Genomic DNA, 12,874 nt, shown 5'->3' on the forward strand with positions numbered 1-12,874 from the left:
CCTTCGCATAGCCTTCGGATCCAAATGGTCCTCCGAACTTTCGATTCAGTCTCGATGCCGCCCCGGTCATATGAGCGAGTTCATGCAGAAGTGTCTTTGCGAAGCTGGTCTGATCCTTGAACTGGCTCCGGAGCGGCAGATAGATTTCATCCAAGGATGGGCTATAGAAGGACCTGTCCTGCGCAATCTCGTGAATCGGGCACTCGCTTGTATCGATGATCCGGTCTATGACCGTATCGATTTCCGGTTCCGGACACTCATTTCGGCTGAAACCCGGGAAATCCTGCACCTGCTCGGCGTTGAATACCCGAAAAAAGGAGACCTGCGGCCTGTCCATCTGCACGGTCCCACTCCTCTTTATTGAAGAAATATCCCTGTTTCATCATGCCTATGATCTTGTCAACCAGGGCTTTTCGTTCATCCATTACGATTTCAAATGCTCCTGACATAATTCTCTTCCTTTCCGGGCATGAAAAAACCTCCAGGTGATTTCCCCGGAGGTCTCTTCCAACGATTCAGTTACAATTTGATAAGCTGAGCTTTATCGGTGGATCATGATAGCAAGGCTTCTCCCACACCACACGCCTGCAATGCAGAGCAGAACACTCAGTGCCGCATAGGTAGTGCCTTGAACATACTCCTTGTGCTCCAGCATGTTATAAAACTCAAGTGAAAATGTGGAAAATGTAGTAAATCCGCCGCAAACTCCCGTTTTCAGAAACAGTATCAGTGAGGGCGACATATTCTCCTTGTTCAGCGCAACGCCAACAATGAATTCGATCAGAATTGCACCCATAATGTTTGTTATCAAAGTGAGTACCGGAAAAGTTGTTTTTACCGGAATCAGGCTTATCGCATATCTGCACATAGCACCTATTGCTCCGCCAAGGGCAACCCATAAAAAGCTCATCGCTTATACCTCCGCATACGCCCTATAGATCTTCAAATACTCTTTTTCCACATCCTGAAAGGGTCTCAAGGCATAGGAGATTCTGATATGTATCTCCGGTTTCGGTCCGATGTCCTCATTCAGAAGTTCATGCATGTCGTACCAGAGCATGGCGTTATCGATCTGCTTCATCTGCCGGTACTCTTCCTCTGTCAGATCCGTCCCAAGGAACTTTGTATACAGAACGGAAAGCAGATGGTTCTCTGTCTGCCGGTATTCAGGAAGATTTCTCTTGAAAGGTCTCGGAACATCCGACAGATAACATTCGGAAGCATCATGAAGCAGACAAGCAAGAACCATCCGGTCCGGGAGAGACAAAGCTTCCGCTTCCCGCGCGCAGTTGATGCAGTGCTGACCCACGGAAAAGAAAGTCTTCACATGACCATTTCCGCGGCAGATCAGGGGCAGGGCATGCGCAATGTCCTCGATCCGGAAATCCTCCGGCCTGGGGTTCAGCGGATTCATATGAATCCCGGAATGTGTTGTGATGCAGTCAGCCTGGTCCGTCATAATAATTCACCCTCGTGAAAATGTTCATCCAGCAGATCAGATAAACTGTGCGATTTATCCCGCTTCCATTGAAAATCACAGCAGGAATCCGCAGATAATCTATCCTATGATGAATTCCATCGGAAATTAAGGGAAATCAATCTTCTTTTTCGTCGTTGTTTTCCTTCTTCTCTTCGATGAGTTCTTCCTCTTTTGCCAGTATATGATGCATCAGCTGTTTCGGCGAATATCGTTTCAGCCGCTGCAGATATCTTTCCGCGACCCCACGCATGTTCCCGGAGAAGGAGGTTCTTCGGATGCGGAGGAAGGCAAGACGCTGGGCTGGCGTAGCTTCCGAAATCGCTTTACCGATGGCAGTCGACAGAAGACGTTCTTTTATCTCTGCTGCCTCGGCAACTCCGGTTTCCTCAATGTCATCCCGGACATTACTGACTTTTTCCACGGCTTTTTCCATCTGTTCATTGACGGATACGGCGAGCTGCTGGACCTTTGAAGCTACAGACTGGATGGACGCGATGGAGAGTCCAAGGTCTGCTCCGAAAGCACACATAATCAACAGGGAGATTCCTTCTGTTACAAGTGGATGGTGGTTTCCTTTGTGTGCGGCTGCGAATGGTACAATGTACCGAACGATGATAACTCCTCCGGCTCCGAACAGCAGCGATGCCGGAAGGCAGATACGCCCGTGCAGGTTGAGCGGCATATTACTGTAGTCCCACCATACAGCATGGAATATCTTTTCCATGGTCCATGAGGTGAAGTATTCCAGGATTGCACTGCCTGCCATCGAAACCAGAAAGATCTTCCACCAGACAGTGCCTCCGGAAGCTGAAAACGGCAGAAGTTTTGTGATGACCATGATCGCAACAACACCGACTCCATAGATAGGAATTACAGGGCCAAACAGAAATCCCCGGTTTTCCCATTTCTTCTGTGTGAATGCATTATAGGTACATTCCCATATCCATCCTGCGAAGGATGCTTCAATGAAATAGATGAAGTACAGACTGAATATCATATAGATTTCTCTGAGTGAGTTGCATTTTGACTGGCTACAGTTTTCTCCCAGACAGTTGCCCATTTGTCGGCAATCGTAACTGCCCATGCTTCCCGGCATGACGGCGGAATCACAGTGAGAGGCCACATATGCTTTCTGATTGCATCTTTCTCACGGTCATTCAGTGCAAAATCTCTGTCTGCATTCGAGAGAGCAATACCAGGATGATAGAAGCCATGAAGCTTTGGATGGATATCCCCCTTCCCGCCGACATGCCAGTCATACAGGAAATAGTCATGGAGCAGTGCGCCGCGTATCAGGGCTTTTCTGTCGCAGTGAAGTCTCAATACCCTGTCGATCTTAATGGCAAAATGAGCCACATGGAGTTCATGGCTGTAAACACTGAATGTTCCATGCTGAATGTATTGCTTCTGGCTCAGAAACCTTTGATTGCTGAAAATCGGGCCAGCATATGGCATCAGTTCATCTTCAATCATTTTATCGGTGATCAGCTCAGACATTCCTGATTCTCCTTTTATGAGCTACATTGAAGGCGTCCTGGTTTCGAAACGACTGCAAGAGCGACGCCCTCCGTCAGATTATAGATTATTTCTGTCAGTTCGATGTACAGTATACAACCTGCGGGGTTACCCGCTCAATCAGCCGACCTCAGCTTTTCTCATTTCAGTCCGGATTCCAGGAAAAATCTCTTCCCGCATCTCAAGGTCGGTCAGCGATACGATATCCCCTTCGTCTGTGATGCCGTACTTTTCTGTAAGTTCCTCCCGGATATCCTTATCCTTTGTCATCTGTCTTCTCCTTCCTGATCCGTTCATATTCCCGGGTCATCTGCTCGCTATCCATCGTAAGAGAATAAAGATATTCCAGTTCATCTGCGGTAAAGCCGTCCTGGATCGCCTGGACGATGATGTTGATCTGGCCTGCACTCAACTTACCCTCTTTGATGATGTCCAGGATGCGCTTTGATACATCCGCAGAAGTTCCGGTGTCCTTCTGATTGATAGCCTTCCGATCGGCAGCTTTCTCTTTCTCAGCATTTTCTGCCGCCTGCTTTTCTGCCTTCAATCTCTCCTCCGCCTTTTTCTCATCCATGACGGCTCCGTGATCTTTCAGCCATCGCTCCATCTCCTCTGCCGTCGGCTGTACCCCGGTTTTAGCCATTGCTTCTTTCTCCATCCTGTCGATGTCATCAAAGCTGATCTTATCCAGAGTCTCCGGGGCAAGGTAAATGATTCGCACCGGCTCTCCTTCTTTCTGCTTGTTTCTGAAATATTCAAGATCCTTCTCTGTCAGATACTGAAGATTATTCACGCCTGAATCTCCTCCCTGTAATTTTGTTAAAGATCTGCCTCTGTTACATTCATCACTTCATTACTCTTCTGGAACAGTTCCTCCCATTCCTCTTCTTTCCCAAGGGTGATTTTCCCGTCTTCCAGAAAACCGCAAATTGGATAGCGGATCAGCTGCTGGCCGCCCGCAAGCACACGGTCGGGATTCTCGAGTGAGAAAACCGGATACGCTTCCACTGAGCCATTTGAATACTTGTGGAGGAACGAGCCCAGCATCTGAGTCCCGGCCAGATATCTTCCTTCAAGATTCTCAAGCTGATCGAATATCCTTGACTGCCGGAAGACTCCCATGTATTGCTCGATCTGGTAGAAATAAGACTCGCAGTCTGCATCCTCACCTTCCGCGTCGATGTAGAAATGAATCTCGTCCTTCTCTTCCTGCGACTTTCGTTTTTTCTCGCTCACATACGGTCCCAGCGCCGACGATGCGACAAACTCCGGAAGCTCAAGCGTATGGAACTTGTCGTCCATGATCGGGTTGCAGCCGCGGATGAAAACCAGCTCCTTTTCGTTGTCCATCCTGCGGACCTCGTCCGGTGTCATCAGCTCACGTCCGACCACATCAAAGTTGCTGCTTGCTGATCCCTTGCTGCCAAGCGATTCACTGGATGAGCGTTTGCCAAGGGTATACTTCCCCAACATCTCCGTCATGTACTTGTGAGTCTCAGGTTCATTTCCGCCAAGGTAGATCATGGTATCACAGTTGCCGATGATGGCCTGCCAGGTATCCTTAAACAGGGCCTGCAGCTGGGCGCGGTTCTGAAGAATGATATTGGCGGACATGTTCCTGCTTCGCATGGTGGAAATGATCTCGGTGAAGCCGTCCGGAAGCGGTATGTTCGCGAACTCGTCCATCCAGAATGCCACATGGATGGGCAGTGCACTTCCAATACCGATAAGCAGGTTATCACCTTCACCCACATGCGAATTCACATTCAGATATAGGTTTGGGAAGTCATTCACGTCGACGATCCAGGCAAAGTGAACGGTCACTGTTTCTCCGGCGGACATGTGAGGAATATAGTTGAAGCCATCCGTAGACCCGTCTTTCTGAGAGACGTCAAACCAGCCCATCTCATATTCGGTCCCGTGTCCGGTCGACAGGATGGTGTCATAACCATATTTGTCGGCAAATCCTTTTATATACTCACCGAGGTTCTGACTTGCAAGAGATTCCGGCTTTTCTTCCAGAGTCTGATCTGAAGTCACAAGAATCCGTCTCAGTTCCGTGACGAAATTAACATTCGCCGCATCCTCATCGGAGGCATTGGTAAACTCAACGGTCGCGCAGACCAGTTTCTGCTTCACCGTTTCCGTCTTCACCAGCTGGTCCTGCGTATTGATTCCGTCCCCGGCAATGTAGTACGTAAGGGTATTGTCCGCCAGCTTTCCATCTGCGCCGACATCATTCTTCCATTCGTCCGGCACGCTGTCCCCCAGCACATCCAGTGAGTCATATGCATGGACTTCTGTAACTGCCGCTTCCATCGGAACATCTGTCCCATCCTGCATGCTGCCTGTAAAACTGACCGTATCGCCGATCGTCCCGGCAAGACGGAATGTCCTCTGGCCGGAATTCAGGGATGCGTCTTTCATGGTCCACTGGCTGAGCGTGACAGCTTCTCCATACTGCATCGTGATTCCGGTCGGAGTCACCGCAAGACCATTCAGCAGAGTCGACAGTTCCTCTTCAGAGACGTCTCCGCGGGTCTGGACCTGGACAGCCAGCCAGTATTCAGGACAGAGCACATAGGCTTCTGCCCCCGCACCCTGACTGACTGATGCGCCTCTCTGATAGATGACCGCTTCATGATCACCGACAGTGAGTTTTCTGCCGGACGTTACATTAGCAGTGATCAGATCTGTGGAGCCGTCTTTGTCCAGATAGATGGCATAAGCCGCCGCAAGATTTGAATCGCTTCCGTCCTTCAGAACTTCATTTCTGAAAGTCTGACCGCCCTGCTTTTGATATGCATAGCCATCCGGTAGGCGGTCAAAAGAGATGGCGACATCCTGAAGTACGGATGGGGCCTTTGTCCCAGCCGTGTCCACAGTGATAACTCTGCCATAGCTGCCGGCCTTTTTCTCTTTCAGACGGACCAGTCCGTTTGCCCCGACTGTAACCGCGGCAAATGAAGCCGCTAAGGCTGCAGCAAGGACAATCGTTTTCTTCCGTGATCTTCTTCCCCGGCCTGTCTGTAAATCCGCCTTTCCGCATTCATTTCCCACCAGATCCCTGACCTGCACCTTCATGCTCTCAGGCATGCGCGGCTATTCATCCTTCATGTCTGTCAGTCTCATTCTTCGTCCTCCAGCTGATCTCCCAGTAATGTTTTCAGGGTCTTTCTTGCTCTCAGGAGTCTGTTCTTTACCGCACTCTGCGTTGTGTTTTCCATGGAAGCGATCTCGCGGACGGTGTACCCCTCCATGCTGCCGTCCGAACTCTTGTATATGAGAACGCTGTGCTTCCGGACTTCTGTCTCTGCCGGCTTCTTCGGTTTCCTTACGATCATGTTGACTGCCGCAAGTGCTGCCACAACCGCAGCCATGACGAAAGCCGTGACCAGAACCGGCTTGCTGCTTGATCTTTTTGGATACATGTCTGTCTCCTCCTCACCTGTTGTAGGCATAGACGCTGTAGAAGTCATATGCCTTGCTGTAAATGACGATATAGCCCTGGGAGTAATTCCTGTCTCCTGACTTCGTATAGACCCTCACCATGCAGCGGATCTCATCATCCGTCTCATCAAGCATTTCCTTCAGCTCTACCTGCGTCACGTTGTAGAGGTTCCCGTAAGCCTGATAGATATGGTCTGCGACTGCATGGTCGAACTCCACCGCATGGTCTCCGATAAATGCCTCCCTCACTCCGGAATACGCTTCGGTGATCTCCGGATGAAAAGATTCCCGGTACTTCTGAAGTCCCGCGTCCTGCTTTTCCTTCCTCTTCTGGATTTCCTCTGCTGAAGCTGCGAAATCTGTTTCATCCGTATGGACGGGATTCATTTCTGATACTTTCTCTTCATATCTGCTGTCTCCCGCACTGTCCTGGCCTTCATCATTTTCTGTCTCCCTTCTGCCTTCCCCCGGCAGCGTCCCTGCAATTCCGGGTCCGCTCTCCGTCATGGCCTCCGTCTCTTCCGTTTCACTGACCATTCCATCCACCATCCGCTTAGAACAGGAATCGATCAGCATCGGCAGATACACCGAGATCAGAACAGACGCGCAGAGGATCAGGAGGTAGGTTCTCATTTTCTTCTTGTCCATAGGCATCTCCCCCCATTTGGGGCAAAGAAAAAGCGCCGAATTCTCGACGCTTTTTCTTTCCTGTATTCTGTTCACTCAGTCCTGAGGTTCCCCATAATATCCGTTCGAGCTGAGTTCTTTCCACTTTGTATACATCTCAAGGTAATGGATCTTGATAAACCGCTGAATCTGATGCAGCTCCTTGTCTGTAAGGATTCCGCGATTCCGAACCACTGTATCGCCATTGCTCTTAACAAACAGTTTAGCTGAACCTTCTTCAGACAGCTTCCGGTCACTGGCATGAACATGCATGCACTCAACAATGCAGAATGACGTAAAATACAGATAATATCCTGCAACCTTGTCCTGATAATACTTAGGCATCTTCTTCCTCCAGAAATTCTCTGTCTGTCTCGAAGATTCTTCTGACGATCTCAACTCCAATATCATCCATAGTTGTCTCAATTACGGTTCCATCAGCCGTAATAACAGCAGCATCTTTCGGGGAGTTCAGATTCAGTACACGATATCGTCCGTCACCCTCTTTTGTAAATGCATACCCGTTTACTATCAAATCTGCTTTGTCGGCTATTTCTTTCAAATCAGGCATTCTTCACTACCTCCACGCTGCTGATGTCATGCAGTACCGACTCCGGAATATAAAGGTCACGGAATATTGGAACAAGGTCAATATACTCTTCTTCATCCTGGCGATTGTGATCATATTTTGCATCAACAACCAGATATCCGTTGTCCCATTCCTTAACCCTGCTGTAATACTCCAGGGAATAAGGAGCGGTAAAGCGCACCGTTGTGTCCCCGAAAGAGAATGTTGTATATCCATCTTTATTCCCAAGTCTTGCCTTCATTGCTATAACCCAATCTTTCTGCGAAAGATTACCGATGGGGTTATGAAACGATGCCCTCGGAAGACTTTCGCGTATCTCTGTTAACTGTTATTGTGTATCTGCAGGTTGTCGGCACACTACAGAACACGAGGAGGTGAGTGGTGGGGTCGTAATAGCGGCAACCCCGCATTGCTATATGTTGTCGGCCGTCCGTAAAGGTATCAATGAATGGCGCATTCAAGTAGCCCGTAAACTTATCTCTTTCGAAATCGACTCGATCTCGCCGGACGGTCAGTCCCTGCCGACCCTGTAATCTAACGAACAGGAGGGACTCAATGTTCAAAATCTTCTACAAAAACTGCTGTGGGCTTGATGTCCACAAAACCTGGATCTATGCCTGTATCGGTATCACTGATGCTGACGGTAAAACAGAGTACCATGAAGCACGTTTCTCTTCTTTCTCCAAAGGGTTAAGAAAGTTAGCTAAATGGCTTCAGAAGTATGACTGTAAACTCGTCTGCATGGAATCCACCGGCAAGTACTGGATCCCCGTCTACAACATCCTTGAGAAAACCTGCGATGTTACTCTTGCCCATCCGAAGTACACCAAGCCTCAGAAGGGCAACAAGACTGACCGCAAGGATGCCAAGTGGATCTGCGACCTCTTCATGTGCGGAATGATCAAGCCCAGCTTTATACCACCGGCCTCTATCCGCCAGCTCCGTGATCTTGTCCGGTACCGTTCCAAGCTCACAAACATGCTGACCGGTGAAAAGAACCGGGCTCAGAACTGTCTCACAGTTTCAAACCTCAAGCTCGATGACGTATTCAGCGATGTCTTTGGGAAATCATCCCGTTCTATCACTGAATATATCCTCGACCATCCTGGTGAGGCATTCGATGTCACGCCATTCGTTGATAGTCGATGCAAGACACCGATTGAAGAGATTCAGGCTGCTGTTGACGGATCTGTCTCGAAAGAGCAGGCCGCAAAGCTGCGCCAATGCCTTGACCACATCGACGAACTCACGGCCCACAAACAGAAGATTGAAGAAGAAATACTTCAGATCGCTGAACCTTTCAGCGCCTATCTTGATCTGCTCCGGACTGTCCCCGGATTTGACTCAGACAAGATGACCGCTATCACGATCCTCTCAGAGATCGGTTACGATATGTCAGTATTCCCTTCCTCTAAGAATCTTACGTCATGGGCCGGCTGTTGTCCACGGAATGATCGGAGTGCAAAGCATACGAAATCTACACGGATATCCCGCGCAGGAGCATGGATCAAACCGCTCCTTGTACAGATCTCAAATGCCCTCATTCGATCTAAGAAACATCCTGAATTCAGCGAACGATATCGCCGGATTAAGGCACGTCGTGGACACAAGAAGGCCGTTATTGCTATCTGCAGAATGCTCCTGACCGCTATCTGGAACATTCTCAGTAAGCTTCAACCTTACACGCCTGATGGTTTTATCAATGATCGACCCGCTGACAAGAAGAAAACCATGTCAACGGCAGAAGCTATAAAACTTTTAAAATCCCGCGGTTACATCATCAAAGATTCCCCTGATGATCCTTTGACCGCTTAGTACGGCAACCACTCATACTCTCCTGACCAGACCACCTCAGATGGTCTTTTTGTCGTGAACTTAATGCATTTGGCGTCCCTCTACACTTTTGTTTCAAACTTTCCTCCAGATTCTTTTCTGGCTAGTCAGATTATCAGCCTTTATCACATCTGAATAAAGTATATCATGACTCAAGTTCCAAAGAACCAATTTCCTCCAATTTGCACTGCATTCGCCCCGGTCATCTTCCCCTTCCTGCTTCGGAAGCTCGTAAAGTTGTGATTTCGGATGCCTTTCCTCAGACAGTCATCGACTGCCTGCTTCACATAGTCCGGAACATTGCCGTTCAATCTGGATCATCGCCTCATACTTTGAAGATGACTGTGCGGATGAGCTGAGAAAGGACCCGGTTTTCCGGGCAATCCTCGATAAGAGTTCCCTTGCTTTCCAGCCGACCATCTCCAGGTTCCATAACCGGATGGATGAAAACACTCTTAAGCAGTTCGATCTGATCGAAGCGCGGATAAGAGATATCATCTACTCTGTCAAAAAGCCGGAGCATATGCTGTTTGATCTTGACTCTACCCTGCTTGCGACCTCTGGAAAGCAGGAAGGAGAAGGGTTTAACTTCCATTACCAGGCTCATGGATATCACCCCATCATCTGTTACGACGGGCTGACAGGAGATCTTCTGAAAACAGAGCTCCGCGATGGAACCCAGTACTGCAGCAAAGATGCTGATAAGTTCATACTCCCGCTTCTGAGAGAGTTCAGAACCAAACATCCGTCTATGCCGCTTTATCTTCGAGGAGACAGCGGCTTTGACTTTTCAGCTGTAAGCAGTCACTCCCGCGTGGCGAATGCGAACAGGCTCCGTGTTCACGCATTGGCATACAACCTCTTTAACTGGTTTCGACGGCTGGCATTAGCTACTTCCATGAGAAGGATGAGAATCGATGCCATCCGATTGAAATTGCTGAAGGTCGCTGCAAAAGTGGTCCGTTCAGCAAGATATATAACCTTCAATCTGTTGCGGTAGCTTCGTCTATAAAGAGGAGTTCAATGAAACGCTTCAAAACATAGACAGGCTTTGCGTTCAGCTTGAGTAGCACTGTTAATCAGTATCTTGACACCTGAAAAATGCTCCGGACCACATCAGCAGGCTCAGTCTGCCCAATTCTCACAGATACCTGTCATCCAGAGGAAAATAGCCTTTTGAAAAACGGCTTTTCTGCGATTCAGAACGGAATTCAAGGTGTCATGAATAATTCAGGATAAATTAGGCCTGCTATTATTATGCTCATATTCTCTCTGTGCAGAAAGGTCATCAGCGAGGCCATCTATCTTCCTTGGGAGGCAACGGTCTGTAGCTGTCGTCTTCTCCTGTCTGATACCAATAGGCTACGCTAGTGAGATCATCCTGTCTTTCAAATAGTCCCTTGTAGGAAACGCCAATTTGCTGTACGGTCACCCGGATGTTCTCTTCAAAGCAGATTGGATCCGGGATATGGAAGCGGTAAAATCCACGCATCGGCGGGACATCATCATTATGATAGGGATTTGTGATCAGATCATCATTTTTTGAATAATAAGGATAGCCAAGGTATGAAGTTGAATAAGTCTGCTCAATCGTCCGTCCTTCTTCATGCCTCGCAAAGCTCCAAGACCCGCCAACATAATCTTCCATTCCTGTTCCGCAGATAGTTGGAAATTCACTGTCACCATCCAGGTAGAATTTCACTTCTCCCTCACCCCACCAGTATCTTTCCAACGTCTGCAGAGCAATATAAGTGCCCACATAGGCTCCGCTTCCCTTCACTCCATCAAGAATCGTATAGTCGACACCTTTGGTCGTATACCGTTCTCTGTTCCACCTTGCATGAAAATACATCATATTCTCCGGAAGCTCGTCCTCCAGCATATAGTCGATCTGATAGAAAAATGCTGGAATCGGATTCTGGTGCTGGTTTACAAGTTCAATCCTGGCATAGCGACGAAACGGCATCCGGAAATAGCAGTTGAGGCCTCTCGACGGAACTACAATAATCGGAGACGAATTCACTTGACATTCTTTTCCGAATCCGCAACAGAAGAAGTCTCCCAAGGGCACTTCCACGGCTGGGGTTTTTTGGTCATCCCACCACATACGAAGCACCAGATCTCTTAGAACAAAACAGTCCTGTTCAGTTGTCTTATTGTCTACTGTAATCCAAATATGGCGGATACTCCCGCAGCCATGAATATCGGCAAGTGTGGTCACTGTACTCGGAGCAATATCCTTTAGACAGGGGCTTCCCTTTCGTCCTATTCCAAGCGGGCTTGCCGCCATTCCTCCTCTTCCTTTCTCTCCATTCGGATTCTCAGCATTGATTGCCCTGCTTCTTCCTCTTTTCATGAACGGTAAATCGTCTAACATAATAATTTCCTCTTAAAAAGAAATGCTCCCGATTCTGTCCGAACCGAGAGCTATGTCCTTTACGCTCCCATCATATAAGGATTGGGATTCTGACTATTCCTTAGCCCTTAACCGATCCAAGCGTCATTCCTGCAGTAACATATTTATTTAACGCAAAGTACAGGATCATCGGCGGAAGGATGGTGACTGCTATTGCTGCAAATGTCATTCCCCAGTTGACATTCCCAAAAGCACCGACATAATCGCGAAGTCCAAGCGCTACCGTCTTTGCCTTATTGTCACTAATAAAGGTATTGCCAAAAATGAAATCGTTCCATATGAAGATGCTCTGCATGGAAGCCACTGTGATAACCGTATTTTTTGCAAGCGGAAAAACAATGGAGGTAAACATCTTGTAAGTGCTGCACCCATCCATGATTGCGGCTTCGATCAACTCATTCGGCACAAAGTCATAAAAACTATAAAACATCATGACAGAAAGCGGAAGGGCAAACCCAACCTGTGGAAGTATCAGGGAAAAGGCGCTATTCAGAAGATGCATCTTACTGTAAAAGCAAAACAGCGGAATCAATGTGATCTGTACCGGAATCATAATACCAAAAGTGAAAAAACGGTAGATCGGATGTGCAGCCCTGAACTTGAACTTGGAAAGGGCAAAACCTGCTGTACTGCTAAGAAATACAATCAGCAGTACTGAGATCACTGTGATCTTCAGGCTGTTTAACATATAACGGAAAATCGAACCTTCTCGAAAAATTGAAAGGTAATTATCAAATGTTGCTTTCTTAGGCAGCGCGAAAGGTGCTACAGCCAGTTCCGTCGAAGGTTTAACGCTTGCCATAAATAGCCAAATGACCGGATAGATCTGAATAGCCAGAAATAGAATTATTAAAATCCAAAATATTATGGATACTTTTTTCTTCATCTTCATAGTTCAAATGCTCCTAAGATTTCCACACTATGT

16 protein-coding genes and 2 pseudogenes are annotated in these 12,874 nt (G+C 48.0%); 3 read left to right on the top strand and 15 right to left on the bottom strand.

Translation table 11 applies throughout. From position 1 onward, the window contains the following. The 13 genes from FYJ35_RS13495 to FYJ35_RS13555 form a co-directional block, all read right to left on the bottom strand. The coding region (locus tag FYJ35_RS13495; protein ID WP_268892558.1) for a zincin-like metallopeptidase domain-containing protein at positions 1 to 337 on the bottom strand (337 nt) is incomplete at its 3' end. A gap of 204 nt (positions 338 to 541) precedes the next feature. Beyond that, the gene (gene crcB / locus FYJ35_RS13500) at positions 542 to 910 is read right to left on the bottom strand and encodes a fluoride efflux transporter CrcB (protein WP_154527409.1); all 369 of its coding nucleotides are present in this window, start codon (positions 908 to 910) and stop codon (positions 542 to 544) included. 3 nt (positions 911 to 913) lie between these two features. After that, positions 914 to 1,459: an HD domain-containing protein gene (locus FYJ35_RS13505; RefSeq protein ID WP_154527411.1), complete on the bottom strand. Its 546-nt coding sequence runs from the start codon at positions 1,457 to 1,459 to the stop codon at positions 914 to 916. 136 nt (positions 1,460 to 1,595) lie between these two features. Continuing rightward, the gene (locus FYJ35_RS13510) at positions 1,596 to 2,477 is read right to left on the bottom strand and encodes a putative ABC transporter permease (RefSeq protein ID WP_205839849.1); all 882 of its coding nucleotides are present in this window, start codon (positions 2,475 to 2,477) and stop codon (positions 1,596 to 1,598) included. After that, positions 2,474 to 2,977, bottom strand: coding sequence for an HD domain-containing protein (locus tag FYJ35_RS14480; RefSeq protein WP_205839850.1), 504 nt, complete (start codon positions 2,975 to 2,977; stop codon positions 2,474 to 2,476). The genes FYJ35_RS13510 and FYJ35_RS14480 overlap by 4 nt, the downstream gene beginning before the upstream one ends. A 138-nt stretch (positions 2,978 to 3,115) precedes the next feature. Next, positions 3,116 to 3,265 (bottom strand): hypothetical protein, encoded by a 150-nt coding sequence (locus FYJ35_RS13520; RefSeq protein WP_154527417.1) that lies wholly within the window; start codon positions 3,263 to 3,265, stop codon positions 3,116 to 3,118. Further along, positions 3,252 to 3,788 (bottom strand): hypothetical protein, encoded by a 537-nt coding sequence (locus FYJ35_RS13525; RefSeq protein WP_154527419.1) that lies wholly within the window; start codon positions 3,786 to 3,788, stop codon positions 3,252 to 3,254. Before FYJ35_RS13525 ends, FYJ35_RS13520 begins: the two co-directional genes overlap by 14 nt. A 26-nt stretch (positions 3,789 to 3,814) precedes the next feature. Further along, a complete protein-coding gene (locus tag FYJ35_RS13530) occupies positions 3,815 to 6,091 on the bottom strand; it encodes a type IV secretory system conjugative DNA transfer family protein (protein ID WP_235906583.1) in 2,277 nt (758 codons plus the stop codon). 32 nt (positions 6,092 to 6,123) lie between these two features. Beyond that, complete coding sequence (locus tag FYJ35_RS13535) at positions 6,124 to 6,426, bottom strand: RNA polymerase sigma factor (RefSeq protein WP_235906584.1); 303 nt, start codon at positions 6,424 to 6,426, stop codon at positions 6,124 to 6,126. Between the two features lie 13 nt (positions 6,427 to 6,439). Further along, positions 6,440 to 7,093 (bottom strand): hypothetical protein, encoded by a 654-nt coding sequence (locus FYJ35_RS13540; protein WP_154527423.1) that lies wholly within the window; start codon positions 7,091 to 7,093, stop codon positions 6,440 to 6,442. Between the two features lie 75 nt (positions 7,094 to 7,168). Next, positions 7,169 to 7,456 carry a DUF4160 domain-containing protein gene (locus tag FYJ35_RS13545; RefSeq protein ID WP_154527425.1) on the bottom strand — a complete coding sequence of 96 codons (288 nt, stop codon included), beginning with the start codon at positions 7,454 to 7,456 and terminating at the stop codon, positions 7,169 to 7,171. Then, on the bottom strand, positions 7,449 to 7,682 hold the full coding sequence (locus FYJ35_RS13550) for a DUF7723 family protein (RefSeq protein ID WP_154527427.1): 234 nt from the start codon (positions 7,680 to 7,682) through the stop codon (positions 7,449 to 7,451). Before FYJ35_RS13550 ends, FYJ35_RS13545 begins: the two co-directional genes overlap by 8 nt. Continuing rightward, the gene (locus FYJ35_RS13555) at positions 7,675 to 7,941 is read right to left on the bottom strand and encodes a DUF7724 family protein (RefSeq protein ID WP_154527429.1); all 267 of its coding nucleotides are present in this window, start codon (positions 7,939 to 7,941) and stop codon (positions 7,675 to 7,677) included. The genes FYJ35_RS13550 and FYJ35_RS13555 overlap by 8 nt, the downstream gene beginning before the upstream one ends. A gap of 314 nt (positions 7,942 to 8,255) precedes the next feature. Here FYJ35_RS13555 and FYJ35_RS13560 point away from each other — a divergent pair, with 314 nt between their 5' ends. The 3 genes and pseudogenes from FYJ35_RS13560 to FYJ35_RS15440 all read left to right on the top strand — a co-directional run. After that, a complete protein-coding gene (locus FYJ35_RS13560; protein ID WP_154527431.1) occupies positions 8,256 to 9,515 on the top strand; it encodes an IS110 family RNA-guided transposase in 1,260 nt (419 codons plus the stop codon). Positions 9,516 to 9,849: 334 nt separating this feature from the next. After that, positions 9,850 to 10,254, top strand: a pseudogene (locus FYJ35_RS15435) (transposase); the annotation flags it as partial. A gap of 54 nt (positions 10,255 to 10,308) precedes the next feature. Next, positions 10,309 to 10,603, top strand: a pseudogene (locus FYJ35_RS15440) (transposase); the annotation flags it as partial. Positions 10,604 to 10,821: 218 nt separating this feature from the next. Here FYJ35_RS15440 and FYJ35_RS13570 read toward each other — a convergent pair. Together FYJ35_RS13570 and FYJ35_RS13575 are read right to left on the bottom strand one after the other, a co-directional pair. Continuing rightward, the gene (locus FYJ35_RS13570) at positions 10,822 to 11,910 is read right to left on the bottom strand and encodes a glycoside hydrolase family 172 protein (protein WP_154527433.1); all 1,089 of its coding nucleotides are present in this window, start codon (positions 11,908 to 11,910) and stop codon (positions 10,822 to 10,824) included. Positions 11,911 to 12,010: 100 nt separating this feature from the next. Next, positions 12,011 to 12,841: a carbohydrate ABC transporter permease gene (locus FYJ35_RS13575; protein ID WP_235906585.1), complete on the bottom strand. Its 831-nt coding sequence runs from the start codon at positions 12,839 to 12,841 to the stop codon at positions 12,011 to 12,013. Positions 12,842 to 12,874 lie beyond the last annotated feature (33 nt).

The organism is Porcincola intestinalis (genome assembly GCF_009696445.1).
Classification (GTDB): Bacteria; Bacillota; Clostridia; order Lachnospirales; family Lachnospiraceae; genus Porcincola; species Porcincola intestinalis.

Excerpts from the sequence above, each read along its gene's own strand:
- FYJ35_RS13560 (WP_154527431.1), top strand. The coding sequence starts at position 8,256 with ATGTTCAAAATCTTCTACAAAAACTGCTGTGGGCTTGATGTCCACAAA.
- FYJ35_RS13545 (WP_154527425.1), bottom strand. The coding sequence starts at position 7,456 with ATGCCTAAGTATTATCAGGACAAGGTTGCAGGATATTATCTGTATTTT.
- FYJ35_RS13550 (WP_154527427.1), bottom strand. The coding sequence starts at position 7,682 with ATGCCTGATTTGAAAGAAATAGCCGACAAAGCAGATTTGATAGTAAAC.
- FYJ35_RS13555 (WP_154527429.1), bottom strand. The coding sequence starts at position 7,941 with ATGAAGGCAAGACTTGGGAATAAAGATGGATATACAACATTCTCTTTC.
- FYJ35_RS13510 (WP_205839849.1), bottom strand. The coding sequence starts at position 2,477 with ATGATATTCAGTCTGTACTTCATCTATTTCATTGAAGCATCCTTCGCA.
- crcB (WP_154527409.1), bottom strand. The coding sequence starts at position 910 with ATGAGCTTTTTATGGGTTGCCCTTGGCGGAGCAATAGGTGCTATGTGC.
- FYJ35_RS13530 (WP_235906583.1), bottom strand. The coding sequence starts at position 6,091 with ATGCCTGAGAGCATGAAGGTGCAGGTCAGGGATCTGGTGGGAAATGAA.
- FYJ35_RS13575 (WP_235906585.1), bottom strand. The coding sequence starts at position 12,841 with ATGAAGATGAAGAAAAAAGTATCCATAATATTTTGGATTTTAATAATT.
- FYJ35_RS13540 (WP_154527423.1), bottom strand. The coding sequence starts at position 7,093 with ATGGACAAGAAGAAAATGAGAACCTACCTCCTGATCCTCTGCGCGTCT.
- FYJ35_RS13535 (WP_235906584.1), bottom strand. The coding sequence starts at position 6,426 with ATGTATCCAAAAAGATCAAGCAGCAAGCCGGTTCTGGTCACGGCTTTC.
- FYJ35_RS13505 (WP_154527411.1), bottom strand. The coding sequence starts at position 1,459 with ATGACGGACCAGGCTGACTGCATCACAACACATTCCGGGATTCATATG.
- FYJ35_RS13520 (WP_154527417.1), bottom strand. The coding sequence starts at position 3,265 with ATGACAAAGGATAAGGATATCCGGGAGGAACTTACAGAAAAGTACGGC.
- FYJ35_RS13570 (WP_154527433.1), bottom strand. The coding sequence starts at position 11,910 with ATGTTAGACGATTTACCGTTCATGAAAAGAGGAAGAAGCAGGGCAATC.
- FYJ35_RS14480 (WP_205839850.1), bottom strand. The coding sequence starts at position 2,977 with ATGTCTGAGCTGATCACCGATAAAATGATTGAAGATGAACTGATGCCA.